Genomic DNA, 21533 nt, shown 5'->3' with positions numbered 1-21533 from the left:
AAACTCCGCTACGTCGTCGAGCAGACCTTCGCCCTGCTCCACCAGTTCAAGCGCCTCGCCGTCCGCTGGGAACGCCGAACCGAACTCCACGACGCCTTCCTCTCGTTGGCCTGCGGCCTCATCTGCTGGCGCCGCCTCACGAAGACCCACACATGATCCTTTTACGAGCTCTTAGGCGGGCCTTTGCTCACTCAGATAAGTGCCGACAAGGGTGCCGTCGGTATCCGATGGCACGGGCGGCGGCTTCCAGGCTCGGGTGGTCCTGGCCGCCAATGTCGATCGTCGACTCGTAGTCCGCACGCGTCAGTTCGCGCTCAACCCACTGGCGCGCGCAGCGACAGCGGAGGCTGATCTCGTTGCCGTCGCAGATGACCATCCAGTCAGGGACTGTCAGAAAGATGGCTCTTACGAGATTTTCGTAGGCGTTGATCAGCTGGGTGGATCTGGCCGTTCTTGCACTCGTTCGCCAACGGCCTCGAACGCGACCGGGCTGCCGTCGACGCCGCCCTCATCCTGGCCTGCGACTACCTGGATCCGTCGCACTGCCCACTCTCATCAGGAAACGTCGACGGCCACTGTGCCCGACGCCGCCTCGCCTTGCTGGTTGACCAGTTCCACCGCGGCTTGGTGGGAACCGCTGGCGTACTCGTGGTTGACGGCCAGTCTCAGGTCGGGGCCACCGGTGTTGAGCGTCTGTCCGTCGCCGAAGCTCCATCGTGCGGTCACCAGCGTGGAGCCCGGGGCCCAGGAATCTGTCGCGTCGAGGATCACCTGGGCGGAGCCCTGCTCGCGCAGTGCCCGAAGGACCACTTGGACTTCCGCGCTCCGTGTGACGGTGAGAGTGCCGGACACCACCAATCCTGAACTGCGTACCTCCAGCCGGTCGGCCTGGGATTCCACCACGATCTCGCGGTTCAGACCGGCCTGAGCGATTGCCGTCAGCAGTGACGTGGTGAAGAACGACGACGGCCCGCCGTTGCCTTCACCGACGAGCGCACGCACCACTCCGTCTTTGATCGCCTGCGTGAGGGAACCACCGCTGAAGAAGTCGAACGCGGCGGCGTACCATTCCACCAGATCGATGTCGAGATCCACATCGCCGGCCCGGACAGCCCCGGTACTTTCCAGCGACAGCCCCAACCGGGCGGTGAACTCTGCGGTGATCACCGGTGTGGCCTCACGTCGGAGGGTTCCGGTGAGGAGGAGAACCCCGTCGCTGAGGCCGACGAGCAGTTGCGTCAGATAGATGTCCTCATTCGCGTCAATGAGCAGCGAGTCGGATCCGAACGGTGGCGGCGCGCCGCCGAATCTGTCGGCAAGGGATGTGTAGATGGCCTGGGCGACCTGCCAGCGGCTGAGGGACACCGACCAGTCGCTCAGTTCCGGCGTGGGATATGTGGCTGTTGGGGCGAGCGGTTGGCCGCTCAGCCCGATCTGGAGGATCCCCGGGTCGACGAAGCGGAGTTGGACGTGGGACATCGCTTCCAGATCGGGCGGGAGCTGCATCGCTTGGGCGCCAGGGCGTCCGTCGACGAGCCAGCGGTTGAGCGCGAGGCGCAGGATCTGTTCCTGCTCGGCGGTCAACGGCTTCAGAATTTGTACGGCGTTGCTGCCCAGCGGCGTGTAGGCCATGCCGACGCGGACGGTTCCTCCGGGCACTGTCTCGACCGTGACTGTGGCCCTTGAAGACAGTTCGGCGATGGCGCTGAAGCCCGGATCGGACACGGAGTCGGTGCGGCTGGCCCAGCAGCAGACCCTCGTGAGGATGCCGATCGATGTGGCGTCGCGCTCGGGCGCGGGCAGCGGCCGCAGGCGGGGCGCGGACATCACGATCTTCACGAAGTGCCCCTGCGACACCAGAGTTTCCTGATGCTGCACGATCTCGGATGCGTGCATGCCGTCGATAAGTTCCCGCAACGCGGTCTCACCGATGGTGATCACGATGTCGAAGGACCCGGCCACGCCGGCTCCGGCCGGACCGGTCGGCTGCAGGGGCAACCGGTCGAGGTTGTCGGCTGACTGGTCGTCGGGAGCGGTGCGCAGATACCACCGGCCCTCGCGACGGTAGGCGAGCACTTGCGCTCGCTCGCCGCCGGCAGTGACCTCGTAGGAATGCGTACGGGACCGGATGTGGAGAACAGCCTCGGCGGTGGCGACCGGGGACCACGATTCGTTCTCGTTCCCCAAGGCGATGAGCCGGCCTCGTCTGTCGCGCCATACAAAGGTCACGGTGCGTGCGGTCATCCCCCCACCTCCCACGTGTCCGTGCAGGGCTGCCAGTCCGCCACGGTGTGTTCTTGCAGCGACCGGTAGGAGTTCATGCTGCCCTGGAGCGGGAACATCAGCCGCTCGGTGTCGTCCCGGGGGTCGAAGTCCACGGCCAGACCGTCCACGAAGATCGCGAAGTTGTAGCCGACGAGTTTGTCACACGGTCCGATCGGGATGGTCACCTGGGTGCCGGGGGCGACCACGCCAGTGATCGCGATCTCCACGGTCTGTCCTACGAGGACGTAGGACAGGGCGACTTCGTCCCAGGTGTCTGCGGTCTGGTTCCGTACGACGACGGTGTAGGTCATCTGGTCGAGAGGCAGGAAGTTCGCCTCGTAGATCGCCCAGGCGTCCGAGCAGGCGTCCACTCGATTGGGATCCAAGGTGGCGGCCAGGGTCGGGGTCATCTCTCCCCCGGCTTCCGGGATCCGGGCGATCATCCGGTTCGCGGAAAAGAATCCGACGGTGTAGCCGAGCATCGACGCACACTGCCCCAGGTAGAAGTTCTCGACAGCGTTCGGCGGGAAGCCGGTCACTCCGTTGAAGGTCACTCCTGCCACACCTCTGGAGCGGTGGAACACAACGACTTCGTCGAAGGTCATGGCACTCGCGTTCCGCAAGGTCATGAGATACGGAAAGCGCTCGGGGGCGACGTCCGACGCGGGAACGTCCTCCTCATCGACGTGTGCCAGCGCCTGGCTGTCAGTCCGCGGCGGGGATGAGTCTTCGGCGAGCAGAAGAACGATCTCCTCCTCGGTGCATCCTTCGGTACGCAGACGGTTCTGCCATGTCTTCACTGCGGTGGAGGGCAGCGAGACGGGCACGTGCCTCGACGCGGTCAGCTCCGTCAGCCACGCGTGACGTTCCAGACGGCCGATGGGCAGCAGACGCAGGAAGACCGACACCTCTTCCAGCACCTGTTCCGACGTCATCTCCCTGAAGTCGGCTGGACGGGGAAGGTCCTGGCACCACGCGTCGAGATCACTTTGAAGACCCGTGAGGAACCCATGCCAGGGCTCGGGTACGCCGTCCAGGGACGTCCGCGGCAGTCGCAGCGCCAGCCGGAGATATGAGATCAAGGGCGTGACCAACGCGACGCGGAATAGATCCCGCAATCGGGGATCGCGGCGCATCTCGTCGGCCAGATCGCGACTGAACCGGAAGTACTCGCCGTAAAACTCGTCGAAGAAGTCACGGCCCATCCGGGTTGCCCCGAGCACGTCGTCGCGGACCGTTCGGAGGATGTCGAGCTGAGGAGCCAGCGCGGAACCATAGGCGGCCGTGGCCACGAAACAGCCGTCACTGTCGCGGAGCCCGGTCCCGCCGCCGCGTCGCGCCCGCCGCCTTCGGCCCTTGCCCTCGAGGTACTCGTTCTCCTGCGCAACGGCGGAATCCTCGCCCACCCTCAGATAATCGGCAACGGGCATGCCGATGAATCTGCTGCTGTAGATGTCGCGGACGTGGCACAGCTCATGGAACAGAATCTCGTCGCTCTTGCTGTGGTTGCGTCGGCTGGCATCGGCATCGTCCTGGGCCCAATATCCCCGGCCCCGGTCATCCGACGGGTCGTAAATAACCGCCGTCCAGTTCGGCAGGGGCAGCCTGTTAGGAACCGTCTTGGGGGTAGTGAGGCCGTGATGTCGGCGCAGCGGCACTGGCGGATTGGTCGGAGCCGTACTATCCGGGCCAAGCGCGGAGATGGTCACGGCTTGCGGGATCGCGACCAGGAACGCCACAAGTTCGCAGCCGAGGGAACTCACTGTCCGTGCGGCCGCCGGATAGCGAACCCGGCCCGAGTGATTCTTATCCTGGGCCGGGTTGATCAGGTCGATGGTCATCGCGGAGTCGGGACAGACACGGCGCAGGTCCTCGGCGGCGAGATACTCCAGCGGAGTACGGTCAATCCATAGCGACATGTCAGCCCCCCGTGATCGTCACGTCGGGGACACGGCTCGGATCGCGTAACTGCGCGCAGCCCCAATCTGCGCCAACCTGCCGGTCAGGAGCTCGCGTTCGGCCGAAGTGGCCGCCGCAGCACCGGCCTCGATCAGCATGGCTGCAAGAACGATGTCCCGTTCGGTGCTCGAATCGGCCAGGAGAATGCCACGCAGGCCGCCCTCGCGCAGACTTTCCACCAGATCTTGCGGATCCATACAACCTCCTCATCGGGAGACAACGACGCCGCTCCTCGATGGCTCGCGATCGGAGGGGTGGGAGCAGGCCGTGCGAAGCCACATCGCGGATTGTAGGGAGAGTCCTGCGATGTCGGCTCCCAGTCAACGACTGGCTACGGAGAAGGAACACTAGGTTCGATACGCGAAGCGCTCTCGATGTCCTACCTCAATGTGCGGCCTAAGAGCTCGCAACACGATCTTGTTGATGTGTCCTGGTCGTGAGCTGCCCGCTTGATGCCATTACGGATTGAACTTTCGGCAGTGCCGGATGGTCCACGTCTTCCGTACCGTCACGTCCGTGAACGAAACCACGACCGAAGACGAGAGCGTGGCCGGAGCCGGGGCGGCTGGCTTACGGCGGGTGCGTGATCCGGGCAACCTGTTGGCGGTGGCTACGCCGGTAGCGGCCGGTTTGAGTGTGGTGAGCCTGTGGTGGGCTCTGCCGACCGTGATCACCGCGTTTCTGGCAGGGCGGCGGCCTGGAAGAATCCGTCCGACAGCACTGGTACTGGTCGCAGTTCTCGCAGCCGGAGTGGTGGCCGTGTCGATGGTGCCCTCGTGGCTCGCGTTGGGGAGTCAGTTTGTGGGGGTGGTGGTCCTCGCCGCCATGCTGCCCTGGTTCGTGGGCCGGTTCTGGCGCCAGTATCAGGAACTGATCAGGGCCGGTTGGGAGCGGGCCGAGCATCTGGAACGAGAACAGCGGTTGGTCGCTGAGCAGGCCAGGCTGCTTGAGCGGGCTCGCATCGCGCAGGACATGCATGACGTGCTCGGCCATGACCTCAGCCTGATCGCGCTGTCGGCCGGCGCCCTGAAGCTCGCGCCTGGCCTGGCAGACCATCATCGGCTGGCTGCCCAGGACATCAGGGCCAAGGCTGCGGCCGCGGTGGAGCGTCTCGGCGAGGTGATCGGTGTCCTGCGCGAGGAGACGGATGGCGCACCGATGCGGCCGTCCGACTCCAGCCTTACGCGCCTGGTGGGCGAGGCATCCGCGTCCGGGCTCGCGGTCGAGCTGCGCGTCGATGGTGAGGGGGCCGGCCTTCCCTCGGTGGTCGAGCGGGCCACGCATCGCGTCGTGCAGGAAGCGCTGACCAATGTGGCCAAGCACGCTCCCCATGCGGCGACGACGGTCCACGTGTCGCATGCGGCGACAGAAACAAGGGTCTTGGTGAAGAACGGCCCCGCGTCGGCTGCGGCCGGCTCTCGTCCCTGGAGCGGAGGCCGCGGCCTCATCGGTCTCGATGAACGAGTCCGGCTGGCCGGAGGCTCCTTCGAGTACGGCTCCCGGGGCGGCGGTTTCGCAGTCGTCGCCCGGCTTCCGCACATGCCCCCAGCGCAGCCACCGCGACCTGCCGCCCCCACTCCTCATCGGCAGGGGGGCGAACTGCCGCAGGAGTACCGCCATGCTCGACGCCGTGCCGGCCGCACCCTGGTCACAGCGGTGATGCTGCCCCTTGTCACCGGCGCGGTGCTGAGCGGAGCGCTGATGGGGTGGGAGACGCTGTCGGCGTCGCGTTCGGTGTTGGACCCGCGCGACTACGCCCGCCTGCGGGTAGGGCAGGATCGCTCCGAGGTGGAACGTGTGCTGCCGGACCGTCAGACGATCCACCGCCCGTCGGCTACCGAACCAAAGGGACGAGGCATTACGTGCGAGTACTACGCGATGACAGCCGACCGGTTCGACGATCGGTCCGGAGACGCGTACCGGCTGTGCTTCCAGAGGAACATGCTGGTTTCTCTCGATGCCCTGACGCCCTGAGCGTTCGATGATCCGGGTGCTGATCGCCGACGACGAGGCGATGATCCGTGCGGGCGTGCGGGCCGTATTGTCCACCGATCCAGGCATCGACATCGTCGCCGAGGCCGCCAATGGACATGACGCTGTGGAACTGGTCCAGCGCCATCGCCCCCAGGTGGCCGTGCTCGACATCCGTATGCCCAAGGTCAACGGCATCGAGGCGGCAGCAGAGATCCACAGGACGGTACCGACCACCGGTGTGATCATGCTGACGACGTTCGGGGAAGACGACTACATCCTCCAGGCGCTGGGCGGCGGCGCCGCCGGTTTCCTGATCAAATCGGGCGAGCCCGAGGAACTGATCATGGGTGTCCGCGCGGTGGCTGACGGCGCCGCTTACCTGTCACCGAAGGTCGCGGCCCGAGTGGTCGCGCACCTCGCGTCGACCGGAGCCGGTGCCCTGGCCAGTCGGCGCAGCGCCGCCCGTGAACGGGTCAATGGGCTCACCGCCCGGGAACGCGAAGTGCTGTCCTTCCTCGGCAGCGGGTTGTCCAACGGCCAGATCGCCCGCCGACTGCATGTGGTGGAAGGAACGGTCAAGGCGCACGTCAGCTCCGTCCTGGCCCGTCTGGGTGTCGACAACAGGGCCGCTGCCGCCGTTGTAGCCCACGAGGCCGGCGTCGTTCCCCCACCAGCGCCTGACCAGCAATGATGTTGCCCGTACCGCGAGCGGCATCACGGCGAGCAACACAGCAGCCACGACGGTACCGCCGAGAATCGCTCCGGCGAGCACGTCGTGCGGGTAGTGGACTCCCACCAGGACGCGCAGCAGCGCCGCCGCCCCGGCCAACGGCAGTGTCACGGAAGCCAGGCGAGGCCGCAGCATGGCCAGCCCGACCGCGAGAGCGGCGGCCAGGGTGGCGTGGTTGCTCGGGAAAGACCAGTCCCCCGCCCCCGGGCACTCCGTGATCGCCTCGAACCCTCGCAACGCTCGGCAGGGCCGCTCCTCGTCCACGACCAGTTTCAGCGCCTCGCTGAACGCATAGGCGGCAACGGTGCCGACACCGATCACGGCGGCTCCTGCGGCACCGGCCGCGTCCTTGCGGCGGACTGCGGTCCAGCACAGCCAGACCAGCAACAGCCCAAGGATCACCAGGGTGCTCTCGGTGGCCACCTCAAGGAGCGAGACCATCCATGCCGGTGCGTCTGCCACGGCTCCGGTCACTGACCGGTATACGGATACCGAAGCCCCTTTCGTGACCTCAGTTGCGCCAGCCTCGCCCAGCCCACCCGGGGACAGCCAGACAATCGCTCCGGCCCCGGCTCCCAGTAATGCCGCGGAGCCCAGCAGCCGGGCGACCCGGAGGTTCTTTTGAGAGTGCGTTTCCATGGCCCCGAACGTAAGAGCGGCAGCAGTCGGAAGCCTGAGCCGAACGGCAAGGCCGGACCTGGACGATGGTCAGGGTTGACGCCCGCGCGTCCCGACCATCGAGAACATGGCTCCCCGCCGGGCTGTCCTGTGGTAACCCTGCGCTTGCCGAATACCTCCTCCATGCTGGTCAGGCGGCATGTTGATACTCGTGGAGGGTGCCGCCTAGTCGCACTCGCCGTCGTATGTCCAGATGGGCGATCCGGTCCGGGTCCTCGATCGGAGCGGGCAGCGAGTGGAGAGGGCGGGCATTCGCAAGACCCTGGTGCGGCCGATGCTCGTTATAGAACGTCTCGAACTCGCGCAGGGCGCGCAGGAGATGGCGCTGGTTCCAGATCAACGTACGGTCTAGCAGCTCTCGCCTGCAGGTCTGCACCCACCGCTCCATGATCGAGTTCATGCGCGGCATCCGGACGCCGCTGAGCACCACCTCGATACCCGCGCCCTTGAGCACCTCGTCGAACGGCCGTGGGAACTTCCCGTCCCGATTCCTGATCAGATAGCGAGCCCGGCAGCCGGCGTCCTCGAGGTCCATGACGAGATTCTTCGCAGCCTGGACCACCCAGAACGCGGTCGGGTGCGCGGTCGCGCCCAGGATCCGGATCCGGCGGCTCGCATGCTCGATCACGGCGAACACGTACAAGCGGGCCCCGGACAGAGTGACAGCCTCGAAGAAATCGCACGCCAAGAGCGCGTCGGCCTGGGAGCGCAGGAAGTCCGCCCAAGTGCTCAAGGCCCGCTCGGGCGCCGGGTCGACGTCGGCCTCCTTCAAGATTTCCCAGACCGTGGATGCTGCCACCTTCACCCCGAGTACGAGCAGCTCACCGTGCAGGCGCCGATAGCCCCAACTTGGATTTTCCCTGGCCAGGCGCAGCACCAGCGCCCGGATCGAGTGCACGGTGCGGGCCCGGCCTCCGCGCTTCGGCCGGGACTGGGAAGCGTGTCGGCGGGCGATGACGTTGCGGTGCCAGCGCAGTACCGTGTCCGGCCGCACCAGCAGCCGCATCCGGCGCAGCACTTCCCGTGGCAGGCCATGGAGGAGCGACGCCAAAAACGCCCGGTCGCTCGCGTGGAACCGGACCTGCTGCCCGTTCAGCTGCCGTTCCAGAACGCCGATCCGGTGGCGCAGAACGAGGATCTCGACATCTTTCTCCCGGTCGCCCATCGGCAGCAGTCGCAGCATCGCGAACGCGTTCGTCACACCCAGGTACGCCAGTCTCAGCAGCACGACCGATCACCATGCCGCGCCAACCGGCGCCACGCGATACCGGCGACCCGATCGGCCTCGGCCAACGCCCAAACCCGAACCCACCTGCGTGGATGAGGTATTCGGCAAGGGCAACGCCGCACCGAACTCCACGACGCCTTCGTCTCCCTCGCATGCAGCCTCATCTGCTGGAGACGCCTCAAGAAGCACAGGCATGACCGTGCTACGAGCTCATAGCGCCCTGTGTCCACGATTCCGGGGGCGGGGCGACCCGGCTGTCAAGGTGCTCGATATGCCGTGCCGGACGAGGATGATTGAGCCCGGTACGATGCACCACATCAACCCAAGCTGAAAAGCCGCAGCCAGACCGCCCCGCGGTCAGGGCTGGTCGTACCAGGCAAACGCTGCGATCCGCCAGCCCTCGGAGGTGCGGACGAACTGGATGGTCTTGGTCCCGTCTCCCTCGAACGGCTCACCATCCAAGATCCCGGACTTGCGGTACTCGCCGAACCGCGACGCGATATCGCCCGCGATCTCTGTCCGTTCAGAGGTCTCCCACTCGGAGAACTCGACCAGCCGACCGTCGGTCAGCAGCCGCTGGCGAGGCTCGAGGAACTCGTCCACGGTGTAGACCGTGAACTCCGGGCCGGTCTTGACGATCACGCCACCCGGAAGAATCAGCCGGCGGATCCGGGCCACGTCGGCAGCCTTGCCGCCCCGGTTGTCAAAGGCATCGAAGAACTCGGCGGTCACGACGTCTATCTCGATCTTGGACATGGCGCGACAGTAACAGCGAAGGGGCGCCGGACATCGTCGGTCTCGACAGGCTGCGGAAGGTCGTCGAGGCAGACCGTCCGCGCCAGTTCAAGCGCCTCGCAGTCCACTGGCAGACGGCTCGACCTCCACAACACCATAGTCTCCCTGGTCTGCGGACTGATCTGCTGGAGACGACTCAACAGCACTTCACCATGATCGTGTTACGAGCTCTTACGGCCCCGATAGCCCCCCAGACATCCCCCATGTCTGCAGTACAGCATTGATGCGGACCCGAGGGTAGATGGCGCAACGCAAGCGCCATGCTCCCACTGCGCGGCTTCTACTCTCACGGACAGGTCCGGCGACGGGAACAGAGGCCCATACGCGCTGCGGCCGTACCTTGTTTACTCGTAGCGTCGCTGGCTGCACCCGCTGGAACCGGGCAGCTTCCGGCTCCATCACACGGAGATCGACAGTCACGCTGAGTACGTGACCACAAGAAGTGGACCAGAGCCCGACTACGGGAGTCGTTCATTGTCCAGTACGGGAGGCACCTGCGTACCGTGAAGGGTGATGTCGCCCAGTTTTGAAGGCCGTTGGGGCCTTGCGGTGGGACGATCGGCGTGCTTCTCCCGCTGGGGGCCCGGATGCGCATGTCGGCGAGCAAGGTTGAGCTGTACGCGGCGATCCACCGTGACCACCGTACTGGTCTGTCGATGCGCGCGTTGGAGCGCAAGGACGGGGTGACCTGGCGGACGATCCGCAGAGCGCTGGACTCGCACTGGCCCGAGCCCCGCAAGCAGCAGGCGCCGCGTCCGAGCCGGTTGGATCCCTACAAGCCGGTGATCGACGGGATGCTGGAGGCCGACCTCGACGCGCCGGCGAAGCAGAAGCACACCGTGAAGCGGATCTTCGACCGGCTGCTGGACGAGCACGGGGCGGCCGGCATCTCGTATCAGATGGTCCGTGCCCACGTCGCGGTGCGGCGCAAGGAGGTCCGGTGGGAGGCCGGCCGCGGGCCGGAGGAGATGTTCATCCCGCAGACCCACATACCCGGTGACGAGGCGGAGGTCGACTTCGGCGACGTCCATATCGTGCTGGCGGGGGTGCCCACCCGCTGCTATCTGTTCTCGCTGCGGCTGTCGTACTCGGGCAAGGCGGTGCACCGGGTGTCCGCTTCCTGCGGCCAGGAGGCGTTCTTCGAAGGCCATGTCCACGCGCTGAACGTGCTGGGCGGGGTGCGGCGCGGCAAGGTGCGCTACGACAACCTGAAGGCGGCGGTCGCCCAGATCCTGGGGTTCTCGCGGCAACGGACGGAACCCGAGCGGTGGATCGCCTTTCGTTCGCACTGGGGCATCGAGAGCTTCTACTGCCGCCCGGACATCGAAGGCGCCCATGAGAAGGGCGGAGTCGAGGGCCAGATCGGCTACTTCCGCCGCAACCACTTCGTCCCGGTCCCCGAGGTCGCCACCCTCGCCGAGCTGAACGAGATGGTCGAGCGGTGGGACCTGCAGGACGAGCGTCGGCGCATCCGGGCGCGTCCGAAGACGATCGGTGAGTACTTCGCCATCGAGCGGCCCCGGCTGAAGCCGCTGCCCGTCGAGCCGTTCGAGACGGGCCGTTGGTTCGCCCCGCGGGTCGACCGCTACGGGCAGATCACGGTCCGCACCAACCGGTACTCGGTGCCGGTGAGGCTGATCGGAAAGACTCTGCGCGTGCTGCTGCACGCCTCCGAACTGGTCGTCTTCGACGACGGCCGGGAAGTCGCCCGGCACGAGCGGCTGAGCACCCAGGGTGGCTCCCGTCTGGTCCTGGACCACTACCTGGAGGCCCTGGTCCGTAAGCCGGGCACGTTTCCCGGCTCGACAGCTTTGGAGCAGGCCCGCGCGGCAGGCCGGTTCACGCCCGTGCATGACGCCTGGCTGGCGGCGGCCCGGGCGGCCCACGACGACCGGGAAGGCACCAAGGCCCTGATCGAAGTCCTGCTGCTGGCCCGGCACATGAATCATGAACATCTGGTCGCCGGGCTCGCGGCCGCGCTGCGGGCCGGCGCGCTGACCGCGGACGCGGTCGCCCTGGAGGCCAGGAAGATCGCCGATGACGATGGGCGGGACCAGCCGTCGCCGGCCGTCCCGCAGGATGCGGGGCCGGGCGGCCCGGCCCGGCCCGGGCGACGGTCGCCTTCCTTACCGACTGGCGGCTGGCCCATCTGCCGCCCGACACCCGACCGCTGCCCTCGGTGGCCGCCTATGACCAGCTGCTGCGACGTCGTGGCGGGAGTGCTCCGAGCGAGGGAGACGCTACTTGAACGCCAAACGCAACCGCGGGCTGACGGAGGAGGCCGCGACCACCGCCATCGACCAGGCGTGCCGGATGCTGCGGCTGCCCACCATCCGGGGCCAGTTCCCCGACCTCGCCGAATCCGCGTTCCGCGAGCATATGTCCTACCGGGGCCTCCTGGCGGAACTGCTGCTGGCCGAGTGCGACGACCGGGCCCGAAGGCGCTCCGAGCGGCGCATCAAGGCGGCCGGTTTCCCGCGCGAGAAGTCGCTTCGGGCTTTCGACTACGACGCGAACGCCAGTATCGACGCGGCGACCATCAACACGCTCGCCACCTGCGAGTGGGTCCGCAAGGGGCATCCGCTCTGCCTGATCGGCGACTCGGGAACGGGCAAGTCCCATCTGTTGATCTCGCTGGGCACGGAGGCGGCGATGAAGGGCTACCGGGTGAAGTACGTCCTGGCGACGAAGCTGGTCAACGAGCTGGTCGAGGCCGCTGACGACAAGCAGCTGACCAAGACCATCGCCCGCGACGGGCGCGTCGATCTTTTGTGCATCGATGAGCTCGGTTACATGGAACTCGACCGCCGCGGCGCCGAACTCCTCTTCCAGGTTTTGACGAAGCGTGAGGAGAAGAATTCTGTGGCGATTGCTTCGAACGAGTCGTTCGGCGGGTGGACGAAGACGTTCACCGATCCCCGGCTGTGCTCCGCGATCGTCGACCGGCTCACCTTCGGCGGCAACATCATCGAGACCGGCACTGACTCCTACCGCCTGGCCCAGACCAAAGTGCGGGCCGAAGCGGGCTGAGCACATGCACCGAGGACCATCATGACTGACCCGGCCCGCATACTTCTGGTCGATGACGACGAGGGCAGCCGTCTCGCGATGACACAGACCCTGGCCCCGCTCGGCCACCGCATTGTTGCCGCGGCCTCGGGCGAGCAGGCCCTCAAGGCCTCGCTGCGGCAGGACTTCGCCCTGGTCCTGCTGGACGTGGTGATGCCCGGCGGCATGGACGGCCTGCAGACAGCCGCCCATCTCAAGCGGCTCGACCAGACCAAGGACATCCCGATCCTCTTCTTCACCGGCATGCCCCGCGACGTGGACTGCGCGTTCACCGGATTCGCCACCGGTGGCGCGGACTACCTCGCCAAACCCGTCGATCCCTGGGAACTGCGGGCCAAGGTCGGCCGCCTGGTCGACCAGCAGACCGAACACCGGCAGATGCGAGCCGAGCTGGCCCGCCTGCGTCACAGCGATGCCGAACTCCGTGCCGAGATCCGTGCGCTCACCGACCGCCTCGCCCAGCTGGAGGACCACTGCCGGCACACGGACCCGCCGGCTGCATAGTGCCCGGGGCGTGTCTGAACCACCGTGCACGGGGGCGGGGTTGGGCGGGGAAGAGGCCTGTTTTCGCCAGCCGTCGTCAAAGGGTGCTCCGCCGGGGGGAACAGGAGGACACTTGGCAGAGCGAGGGAGGCGCTCTGATGGCGGCCGGTGCCGCAGGGCATACGCCGGACGAGGCTCAGTGCCGGGCCATCAAGGAGATCGTGGAGGCAGTCCGCGGCAGGCAGCACTGGCGAGCCGGTGTCTTGCTGGAGCAGTTCGTGGTGAGTGCCGATCTCACCGCACTCGTGGCGATGCGGACGAGACTGCGCGAGCTCGACACGAGCTGGGACCCTTGACGGAAGTGGACAGACTGCCGCCGGGTTCACCAAGGAACAGCTCAGCCCGGTGCGCCGGGGCAGCGGTGTTCACATGGCCAACAGCCGCCGCCGGATGCGGGCGAGCACCGGCGGCGGCCACGAGCGCGGGGAGGCGATGCCGGATCCCCTTCCCGGCATCGCCTCCCCGCACTGATCGTCCTCACCACCCACCCGGGGTGCGCGGGAGTACATCCCGGGCTCGAAAAGGCTGGGGAGGACGAAGGGCTGGAGCCGCGTAGTCGGCGATGCGGCTCCAGCCACTCACAGTGGTCGGATTGTCGCTGCGACCCGGGGGCTGGCGAAGAGGCTGAGGCCCTGCTCAAAGGATAGACCGGACCGGCGCAGGGCCGACAGCACGCGATTCAGACGACGTCGGCCGACGGACCCCGCCTGCTGGAGTGCCTCCTTCGGCCGACAGATCATGCGGTCCCGAACTCCGCTCGCACTGCGCCTGCCCAGGACCCGTCACAACATTCCTGGACTGTCGGTCCACACCGTGCGTTTCAGCGCCCTTCCCATCACTCGCCTCCTGCGCAGTCGGCCACTCAACCACCAGCCATCACGTCTCCGCACAGGTGAGCGACTTCAAATCTCACCGACAATCAACGGCTCCCAGCCCACCAACCGCCATCCGAAGTCAGCAATAAACGCCTCCCGCTAACGCCTACACAGCCAGTCGTGGTGGACCTCGGCGGGCCGGTGCCATCCACGTTCGTGCGTGAGGACTACGAACTCTTGGTTCGCTACTGGTGACTTCGGCCAAGTGGTTCGGTCACCGTGTGAGCCGCACCGGCGTTCCCTGAAACCGGCCGGTGCCCGCGGCACGTCTTCACCACCGACCACAGGATGCGGCGGCCGTCCGGCCGCGCACCACGCAGTTCAGGGGGAAGCCGTCATGCCGATCCGTTCCGTCGTCAGATCCTCGCGTGCCGCGCTGCGTTCCGCAGCCGTCGTCACTGCGACGCTCACCGCGGCCGCGCTCTGGGCCGCCGCCTCTCCCGCCTCCGCAGTGAAGGGCGGCGGTCCGGCCACGACCGACGCCCGACCGTACGCCATGATGATCGAACTCGACGGCGGCCCGTTCTGCGGTGGCACCCTCGTCACGCCCACCAAGGTGCTCACCGCCGGCCACTGCGTGGAGAACGCCGGGGACGTCTCCGCGCTGCGGGTCATCGGCGGCCGCACCAAGGTGGACAGCACCGGCGGCACCGTGCGGAAGGTGGCGTCCTACCAGCTGGACTCGCGCTACAGCATGCCCGGCTACGCCTACGACGCCGCCGTCCTCACCCTGGACCACCCGATGCCCTACCGCACGATCCCGGTGGCGGGCCCCAAGGATGCCAAGCTGGTCGTCGACGGCCGGAAGGCCACCGTGTTCGGCTGGGGGCGTACCGGACCCGGCGAGACCGCGACCCGGCTCAAGCAGGCCACGTTGATCCTCTCCCCCGTCGCCGACTGCCGGCCCTACACGGACACCGACACCGACCCCGCGGCCATGCTGTGCGGCATGCCGAGGCCGGGAACCACCGACAGCATCTGCCCGGGCGACTCCGGCGGACCGCTCGTCAGCGGTGGCAAGGTGATCGGCATCGTGTCGTCCGGCAACAAGTACTGCGACGAGCAGTTCCCGGTGTCGGTCTTCGTCCGCGTCGACTCGGTCGCCGCCGACCTGGGCCTCCGCACGTCCTGACCTCGGCCGGGCGTCATGGCTCCGTGGTCCTGGACTCCAGGGACGCTCGTGCCGCCGCGCCGTAGACGCCCGGCTCGTGCTTCAGGACGAGCTGAGGGAGTCGTAGTAGTGCCGGGAGAGGGGACGCGCGGGTCGCCGAACAAGCCGTAACCCGAGTCCCTTGGTTGTCGGTGTCTCCGCCGTGCCCAGCCTCCATCCCCTCTGCCGTCGACCCAGACAGAGCCGAGCAGACGCGGCCCATGGCGTCCAGGTCGTTCGTACCGTGGCGCGCTCCACCTGGACGTCATGAACCACGCCCGCTCCACGGTGTGTGGGCCGACGGCAGACGGGATGGAAGCATCCGCCCGCTCGCCACGATGTGCCGGCACTCGCGTAGGGCGCCCCGTCCATCCTGGAGCCCGAGCGTCCCCGCCGGAGGCATCGCCGGGCACGGTGCGGGCCAGGATCGCCGCATAGGTCATCCCTCCCGCTGACACGCTCCCCGCCCGAACGGCAACGCCGCCCATATGGACAGGACTTCAGGGCGACCGGTCGGCCACTGCCGGCGCTTCAGTCGCGGGGGTCAGAGCCGTGGGCTACCGTCACCGGGCACTCATTCGTCGGACGTGAACAAGGCACAAGGCGGCGAGGAGGGCGGTCGCCGTGAGGCAGATCCCCGTCTCGATCCACTGCAGGGGAAGGAACTGCTGCGGGTCGAGGTCGCGGCTGTAGGTGCCGGTGATGTGCCGCGTGTGCTCGCACCGCTGCAGGGCTTCCCAAGTGCTGGGCGGGCAAGGGGACGTGGTGGTGAGTGAGCCGTCCGCGTGGGTGTAGCCCTGATCGAAATGCCAGGCATTGAGGGTCCGGTCGGGGAACGCGTCGCCGTCCGTTCGCCTGACGGTCGGGGTGAGCAGATGGGGCCTCAGTTTCTCCAGTCCGGTCTGGAGGGCGAGGGTGACGGCGGCCGAGACGGCGACCGCGGCGAGGACACGGCGCATCAGCAGACCGACGGCGGCACCGGTGGCGAGGGCGAGAAGGAGATGCGCGATGCCTGCGGGGCCGGTGTAGGGCAGATAGGACCAGTCGCTCTGGGGGGTGGTGTCGCGCCATGCCGTGCCGAGCCGGCCGGTGGTGGTGCGTCCATGCCGGATGGTGGACCACCACCAGGTGACCGGCGCGGTGATCAGGAGCGCGGCGACGACGGTGACGGCTCCGGTCACGCACAGTTTGGCGGCGGCCCATTGCCGACGGCTGACGGACTGGGTCCAGACAAGCCGGTGGGTGCGGTCCTTGAGGGTCTGCGCGAACAGCGGGGCGCCGAGCAGCGCGCCGACCGCGACGGGAAGGAAACGCAGAGGCGCGGCGGCCGCGGTCATGACGGTGCTGACGGCGCGGGGTGTGCTGTCGCACACCGACGGTCCCTCGGCGCCGAGGGCGCGACCGTGTGGGCAGTTCGTGGCCCAGCTCTCCACCACGCCGACGAGCTGGCCGTGCTGCCACACGCCCCAGATCGCGGCCAGGGCGGCGAGGGCGAGTGCCGTCCAGTGGGCCACGCGGTGCTGCCGCCAGGCCAGCCAGGCGAGTCCCGCCGCGGGGCCGACGGCCAGGCGGCGAATGACGATGCGTACGTTCACCGCGCCGGCCGGTCCTGAGGGTCCGGAGAGCCGGATGCCGGGGCCTTGGCCGTGAAGCGTCCGGCGATCAGCGGTGCGGCCTGCGGATTGCGCAGATAGGCCAGCAGGATTTCTTCAAGGGACGGTGCGGCGGTGCTCGCGGCGCCGTCGGTGGTGAGCGGGAAACGGACCAGCACGCTGAGGACACGTCCGCTGCGGCGCGTCTCGATCACCGTGCCCATCTGCGGGGGTATCGCCGGCGTGGCGGCGTCGGGGCAGGTGAAGGTCATCAGGCTGTGCGCCGCCTCCACGAACTCCGTGTCGTCGGCGAGGAGCACGCGTCCCCGGGCCATCAGCAGGACGTGGTCGCACACCAGGTGCAGCTCCGAGAGGGCGTGGGACGACATCACGATGGTGGTGCCGTGCTCCGCGGCGCGCTTCATGAGGACACCGGTCAAGGCAAGGCGACGCTGGGGATCGAGGTCGGCCATCGGCTCGTCGAGCAGCAGCAGCTCCGGCTCTTTGCCCAGCGCCAGGGCGAGCGCGACACACGTGCGCTGACCGGCGGAGAGGCGACCGACACGGGCCCGCGGGGGTATGTCGCAGTCGTCGATGATCGCGCGGGCTGCCGCTTCACTCCAGCCGGGGTTGAGTGCCCGTCCCAGGCGCAGCGTCTCCGCGACGGTGAACCCCCTTTCCAGCGGGCGGTCCTGGAGCAGCACGCCGACGCGGGGCAGTACGGCGGGGGTGCCCGGAGCATGACCGAGGACACGCAGGGTTCCCGCGTCGACGGGCCGCAGCCCGGCCGCCACGGTGAGCAGGGCGGTCTTGCCTGAGCCATTGGGCCCGACGAGACCGACGACGCGTCCACGGGGAACAGCGAAGTCCCCGCCACGCAGAGCCCATTCGTCCCGACCGCGGAAGCCGAGACCGACAGCTTCAAGTGCGGGAGAAGCGCCGGGAGCGTCGTCACCGTAGGAGCCGCTGTCGTAAGGGCCGTCGTGCTGGTGTGCGGCGGACGGGTCGAGGGGGTGGTTCATCGCTCCTCGATCACCGTGAGCCGACCGGCCGGGGGAAGAAGACGTCGAGTTCGGCGGCCAGCAGCGCGGCCACGTCCTCGCGTTCCAGTCCGCCGGCACGGGCCGTGGCCATCCAGACGCGCAGCTCGTCACGCAGGGGCGAGCCCGCCTGCGTGCCCGGCTGCGCGAGGGATGCCCGTACGAACGTCCCCCGGCCCTGGCGGGTGTCGACCAGGCCTTCCCGCTCCAGCTCCCGGTAGGCCTTGAGGACGGTGTTCGGATTGACCGCCGTCGCCGCGACCACCGCCGAGGCCGACGGCAGCATGTCACCCGGCACGAGCTGACCGAGCCGCAACGCCTGCCTGGTCTGCTGAATGATCTGCTGATACGGAGCCACGCCGTTGTGCCGCTCGATTCGATAGTCCACGGGTCCACTATCTCACCACTAGCTGAGTAGTGGACCTGTTTTGAGCCGCCGCGTATCGGCGCTCTCTTCCCTCTGGACCTCAACTCGCAGCTCACTGCCCCTCCAGGCGGGCGCACCCCTGTGGCGCTAGAGGTGTTTGACACGAGCGTGGCCCTCGCCTAAGACTCAGTCCACTAAGTATGTAGTGGACTAATCGAGGGAGTTTCGCCATGCCCACGGCCATGCACCGTCCCCTGCGGACGCTGAGTCCTCCCGTCTCCGCGACCGCTCGGGCGAACACCGTCGAGGTCGTCTCGGGGCCGCCCCCCGTCCATCCACGGGCCCGGAGTCGCCTCGCCCGGCCCTCAGTCACCGAGTCGGCCCTGCTCTGCCTCCTGGCCCTGGTGGGACGGCTGCCGTCCTTCCGCCGCCCGTTCTGGAGCCCGGACGAGGGCTACCTCGCCACGCAGGCGACGATGCTGCGCAACGGGGGTCACCTGTACGACGACGTCGTGGACCGCAAGCCGCCACTGATGCCCTGGCTGTACGAGGCGTGCTTCGCCGTGGCGGGGAACAACGGACTGGCGGCGGTACGAGTGGCAGCGGTCGTTTCGCTCAGTGTCACCGCGGTCCTCACCGCGCGGACGGCGAGTTTGCTGCTGGGCGCCTGGGCGGCGCTGCCCGCCGGGGTGATGACGGTGGCGGCCTCCGCGGCGCTGCCCGCGCCGGATGCGATGGCCGCCACCTTCGAGATCTTCATGCTCCCCGCGACCGTGGCAGCACTCTACTTCGGGCTCAAGGGACGCTTCCTGGCCGCGGGGCTGGCCGTCGCCCTCGCCGCTCTGACCAAACAGGTCGGCTTCGCACCCCTGTTGCCGCTGATACCGCTCGCCCTCGGCGGGAGTCGACGACGTCGGGACACGGTCGCTCTGGCCGTGGGCGTGGCGGCTCCCGTGGCGATCTGCGCCCTCGCCCTCGGGGCGCACCGCTTCACCTTCTGGGTGTTCCTCTCCTCGGGCTCGTACGCGACGTCACCGCTCGGCGCGCTGCATGTGGCAGGCCGCGCCGCAGCCGGCTTCGGCAACCTGCTGACCGCGTTCGCCGGCGTAGCGGTCCTGCTTCCACTGCTGCCTTGGCGTCGCCATTCGCGCCTTCGCTCGGCACGGCTCCGGCGGGCGCGGCCGGTGTGGCCCCGAGGCGGGACAGGGCCCCACGCCAGTCTCTCCCGCACCCTCGATCTCCTGCTCGCCGGATGGCTGCTCGCGTCAGTCATGGCGGTCGCGGTGGGCTGGCACTTCTACGGCCACTACTTCCTCCAACTCGTACCGCCCGTCGTGCTGTTGGCGTTGCGGGTGGTGAACGCGGCCTGCGGAACCCCGCCTACCGGGCCCTCTCTGCTGCGTCGTCAGGTCGGCCGTGCCGGACGGCCGGCGACCGCTCTGGGCGTAGCGGTGTGCTCGCTGCTGACTGCCGCCTGGTGGACGGCCGGGGCCTGGCAGGCCCGGCCCCCGCAGATGGACAAGTCGGTGGCGGTGGCGACCTTTGTGCGCGACCACAGTGCATCGGGGCAGCCTGTCTTCGTATGGGGTATGCACCCGGAGATCTACTGGCTGTCCGACCGGCCTCCGTCGAGCCGCTACCTCACGGCCGGGCTGCTGACGAACTTCAGCGGTGGCGGCGATATCCGTCGCGTCGGCCCCTCCCACGCCGTCCCCGGCACCTGGCCCGTCTTCCGCCGAGAACTGGCCCACACACCGCCGTGCGTCTTCGTGGACGACTCGCTCGACACGCCCTATCCCCTCACCGACTACCCGGAACTGCGCACCCTGTTGGCCGACGGCTACCGGCAGGTGGCCGAGATCGAGGGCGCACGTGTGTATCGCAGGGACGTGTGCTGAACGGTGTCCTGCCGCTGGGGTGCATGGCCATGTACGAAACGGCCCACGGGCTTGAACAGCGGTACTACCGCCAGGCCCTCGGCCTGGCCAAAGCAGGGGAAGACCAGGTGACGTACTGCCGGACGCTTCGAGGCATGGCCCCTCAAGCGGCCAACAAGCGCACGGTGCCTCACGGGTTGGGGACCGGCGGCTCGCCTTCTCTCGGCTCCACGAGACCGAGACGGCTCTCTCGAAGGCGGACAACAGGCGTGACGCGGTGGGAGGTTACGACCGATCCGCGTACGAGTTCCACGTGCCGAGCGTGCTGTACGCCCTCGGTGATGCGCTTCGTGGAGCAAGTTCCTGGACATGTACGCAGAATTGTCGTCCACGAGGGCAGACGAACACTTTGGGATCAAGCGCCGCCGCGTCCGCCCCTACCTCAGCAACCCCAAAGCTCACGCGTTGGAAGAGCGAGCCAGGGAGCTTGCGCAGCAGAAGGCTGCTGCTTGAGGCTTCATGATCACCTCAGCCGGCTCAGACGACAGCCCCAAGCAGACCGGCGCGGGGCGGCGCCCCGCTACCCGCGCGAGGTATCTGCGCCGCGATGAGCCTCACAGGCGCCATAGCTTAAGCTCAGCTTGGCATTTAACCCGTGGGGGCCTTCGCCGCTCGGCTCGCATACTGGTCCGATGAGTCCGATCTCCACACGCCATCGGTTCCAGGACCCACGGAGCACGAAGTACGACTTCCTCGCGTCCGTTCTCGTGCGCTGCCCCAGCTGCGACAAGGTCGCGCACGTCGTGGTGGGACCGGAGTCGGCCGGGGTGCACGATCCGGACCTCTTTGCGCCAAGGCGGCTCGTCTGCCCGAGCTGCGGGACGGCGAGGGAGTGGAGCCGTGGATGTGTGGCCTTGCATCGGGACCCGTACGAGTCGGCCACAGACCCGTACTTCGGCGTCCGCCTGTGGCTGCAGGCCGAGACCCGGCACGGGTGGGTATGGGCCTACAACCTGGAACACCTGAACCTGATCAGACGATTCGTGCAGGCGTCGCTGCGCGAAGGGATTCCCTGGTACGACCACGGCCGGAAGATGACCGTGGTGGCCCGCCTGCCCGCATGGATGCAGCAGGCCAAGAACCGCGATGAGGTGCTGCGGGCCATCGCCCGCATCCACGCCTCACTGCTCCGCAGCTGACCCAGGAACACTGAGTTCCGATCGAAATGGCTCTCGAACGTGACCGCGTGGAGGGTCTGTACGCTCACCGGTGTAATTGATGATCATGGAAGAGACGTCAAGTGACTGACACCGTGACCGAGTTCGTGGCCGCCGATGACCAGGCGGATCCGTCGCCGGAGGCCGCGACGGTCGAGCAGAAACTGATCGACC

General features: G+C 67.8%; 16 protein-coding genes and 2 pseudogenes. 9 read left to right on the top strand and 9 right to left on the bottom strand.

The features are described 5' to 3' along the window. Window positions 1-555 precede the first annotated feature (555 nt). From M2283_RS50805 to M2283_RS50795, 3 genes are read right to left on the bottom strand one after another with little or no spacing between them, the layout of a single operon-like run. The gene (locus tag M2283_RS50805) at window positions 556-2244 is read right to left on the bottom strand and encodes a DUF3892 domain-containing protein (protein WP_280883449.1); all 1689 of its coding nucleotides are present in this window, start codon (window positions 2242-2244) and stop codon (window positions 556-558) included. Beyond that, a complete protein-coding gene (locus M2283_RS50800; RefSeq protein WP_280883448.1) occupies window positions 2241-4184 on the bottom strand; it encodes a CFI-box-CTERM domain-containing protein in 1944 nt (647 codons plus the stop codon). Before M2283_RS50800 ends, M2283_RS50805 begins: the two co-directional genes overlap by 4 nt. A gap of 18 nt (window positions 4185-4202) precedes the next feature. Continuing rightward, window positions 4203-4421: a hypothetical protein gene (locus M2283_RS50795; RefSeq protein WP_280883447.1), complete on the bottom strand. Its 219-nt coding sequence runs from the start codon at window positions 4419-4421 to the stop codon at window positions 4203-4205. A gap of 289 nt (window positions 4422-4710) precedes the next feature. Between M2283_RS50795 and M2283_RS50790 the strand changes: the two genes are divergently transcribed. Beyond that, complete coding sequence (locus M2283_RS50790) at window positions 4711-6198, top strand: sensor histidine kinase (protein WP_280883446.1); 1488 nt, start codon at window positions 4711-4713, stop codon at window positions 6196-6198. 7 nt (window positions 6199-6205) lie between these two features. Further along, entirely contained in the window at window positions 6206-6889 is a 684-nt protein-coding gene (locus tag M2283_RS50785) for a response regulator transcription factor (protein ID WP_280883445.1), read from the top strand. On the opposite strand, the pseudogene M2283_RS52305 reads toward M2283_RS50785, so the two are convergent. The 3 genes and pseudogenes from M2283_RS52305 to M2283_RS50770 form a co-directional block, all read right to left on the bottom strand. After that, a pseudogene (locus M2283_RS52305) lies at window positions 6812-7567 on the bottom strand (phosphatase PAP2 family protein); the annotation flags it as partial. The gene M2283_RS50785 and the pseudogene M2283_RS52305 overlap by 78 nt on opposite strands. A gap of 169 nt (window positions 7568-7736) precedes the next feature. Continuing rightward, complete coding sequence (locus M2283_RS50775) at window positions 7737-8834, bottom strand: integrase core domain-containing protein (protein WP_280883444.1); 1098 nt, start codon at window positions 8832-8834, stop codon at window positions 7737-7739. Window positions 8835-9191: 357 nt separating this feature from the next. After that, complete coding sequence (locus M2283_RS50770; protein ID WP_280883443.1) at window positions 9192-9590, bottom strand: nuclear transport factor 2 family protein; 399 nt, start codon at window positions 9588-9590, stop codon at window positions 9192-9194. A 626-nt stretch (window positions 9591-10216) separates the two neighbouring features. Between M2283_RS50770 and istA the strand changes: the two are divergent. From istA to M2283_RS50745, 5 genes and pseudogenes are all read left to right on the top strand, one after another. Continuing rightward, a pseudogene (istA, locus tag M2283_RS52300) lies at window positions 10217-11877 on the top strand (IS21 family transposase). Beyond that, window positions 11874-12659, top strand: coding sequence for an IS21-like element helper ATPase IstB (istB, locus tag M2283_RS50760; protein WP_280883442.1), 786 nt, complete (start codon window positions 11874-11876; stop codon window positions 12657-12659). Before istA ends, istB begins: the two are co-directional and overlap by 4 nt. Before the next feature lie 21 nt (window positions 12660-12680). Beyond that, on the top strand, window positions 12681-13202 hold the full coding sequence (locus M2283_RS50755) for a response regulator (RefSeq protein WP_280883441.1): 522 nt from the start codon (window positions 12681-12683) through the stop codon (window positions 13200-13202). 137 nt (window positions 13203-13339) lie between these two features. Next, window positions 13340-13537, top strand: coding sequence for a hypothetical protein (locus M2283_RS50750; RefSeq protein WP_280883440.1), 198 nt, complete (start codon window positions 13340-13342; stop codon window positions 13535-13537). Window positions 13538-14453: 916 nt separating this feature from the next. Then, window positions 14454-15248, top strand: a complete 795-nt coding sequence (locus M2283_RS50745; RefSeq protein WP_280883439.1) for a S1 family peptidase — start codon at window positions 14454-14456, stop codon at window positions 15246-15248. A gap of 581 nt (window positions 15249-15829) precedes the next feature. Here M2283_RS50745 and M2283_RS50740 read toward each other — a convergent pair. The 3 genes from M2283_RS50740 to M2283_RS50730 are packed head-to-tail and all read right to left on the bottom strand — an operon-like array spanning window position 15830 to window position 18286. Beyond that, window positions 15830-16861 (bottom strand): cell wall protein, encoded by a 1032-nt coding sequence (locus M2283_RS50740; protein ID WP_280883438.1) that lies wholly within the window; start codon window positions 16859-16861, stop codon window positions 15830-15832. After that, window positions 16858-17880, bottom strand: a complete 1023-nt coding sequence (locus M2283_RS50735; protein ID WP_280883437.1) for an ABC transporter ATP-binding protein — start codon at window positions 17878-17880, stop codon at window positions 16858-16860. Before M2283_RS50735 ends, M2283_RS50740 begins: the two co-directional genes overlap by 4 nt. A gap of 10 nt (window positions 17881-17890) precedes the next feature. Continuing rightward, window positions 17891-18286: a GntR family transcriptional regulator gene (locus tag M2283_RS50730; protein WP_280883436.1), complete on the bottom strand. Its 396-nt coding sequence runs from the start codon at window positions 18284-18286 to the stop codon at window positions 17891-17893. A gap of 209 nt (window positions 18287-18495) precedes the next feature. Here M2283_RS50730 and M2283_RS50725 point away from each other — a divergent pair, with 209 nt between their 5' ends. Both M2283_RS50725 and M2283_RS50715 read left to right on the top strand, forming a co-directional pair. Continuing rightward, the gene (locus tag M2283_RS50725) at window positions 18496-20163 is read left to right on the top strand and encodes a glycosyltransferase family 39 protein (protein ID WP_280883435.1); all 1668 of its coding nucleotides are present in this window, start codon (window positions 18496-18498) and stop codon (window positions 20161-20163) included. Window positions 20164-20834: 671 nt separating this feature from the next. After that, on the top strand, window positions 20835-21341 hold the full coding sequence (locus M2283_RS50715) for a hypothetical protein (protein ID WP_280883434.1): 507 nt from the start codon (window positions 20835-20837) through the stop codon (window positions 21339-21341). The last annotated feature ends 192 nt before the right edge of the window (window positions 21342-21533 follow it).

This window comes from Streptomyces pseudovenezuelae (assembly GCF_029892565.1).
In the GTDB taxonomy this organism is placed as follows: domain Bacteria; phylum Actinomycetota; class Actinomycetes; order Streptomycetales; family Streptomycetaceae; genus Streptomyces; species Streptomyces pseudovenezuelae_A.
The sequence above is the reverse complement of the archived record's forward strand: the minus strand, read 5'-3'. Positions and strand labels throughout refer to the sequence as shown.

Bases quoted from the DNA above. Each gene is read 5' to 3' on its own strand.
- M2283_RS50805 (WP_280883449.1), bottom strand. From the start codon at position 2,244: ATGACCGCACGCACCGTGACCTTTGTATGGCGCGACAGACGAGGCCGG.
- M2283_RS50800 (WP_280883448.1), bottom strand. From the start codon at position 4,184: ATGTCGCTATGGATTGACCGTACTCCGCTGGAGTATCTCGCCGCCGAG.
- M2283_RS50795 (WP_280883447.1), bottom strand. From the start codon at position 4,421: ATGGATCCGCAAGATCTGGTGGAAAGTCTGCGCGAGGGCGGCCTGCGT.
- M2283_RS50790 (WP_280883446.1), top strand. From the start codon at position 4,711: ATGGTCCACGTCTTCCGTACCGTCACGTCCGTGAACGAAACCACGACC.
- M2283_RS50785 (WP_280883445.1), top strand. From the start codon at position 6,206: ATGATCCGGGTGCTGATCGCCGACGACGAGGCGATGATCCGTGCGGGC.
- M2283_RS50770 (WP_280883443.1), bottom strand. From the start codon at position 9,590: ATGTCCAAGATCGAGATAGACGTCGTGACCGCCGAGTTCTTCGATGCC.
- M2283_RS50755 (WP_280883441.1), top strand. From the start codon at position 12,681: ATGACTGACCCGGCCCGCATACTTCTGGTCGATGACGACGAGGGCAGC.
- M2283_RS50750 (WP_280883440.1), top strand. From the start codon at position 13,340: ATGGCGGCCGGTGCCGCAGGGCATACGCCGGACGAGGCTCAGTGCCGG.
- M2283_RS50745 (WP_280883439.1), top strand. From the start codon at position 14,454: ATGCCGATCCGTTCCGTCGTCAGATCCTCGCGTGCCGCGCTGCGTTCC.
- M2283_RS50735 (WP_280883437.1), bottom strand. From the start codon at position 17,880: ATGAACCACCCCCTCGACCCGTCCGCCGCACACCAGCACGACGGCCCT.
- M2283_RS50725 (WP_280883435.1), top strand. From the start codon at position 18,496: ATGCCCACGGCCATGCACCGTCCCCTGCGGACGCTGAGTCCTCCCGTC.
- M2283_RS50715 (WP_280883434.1), top strand. From the start codon at position 20,835: ATGAGTCCGATCTCCACACGCCATCGGTTCCAGGACCCACGGAGCACG.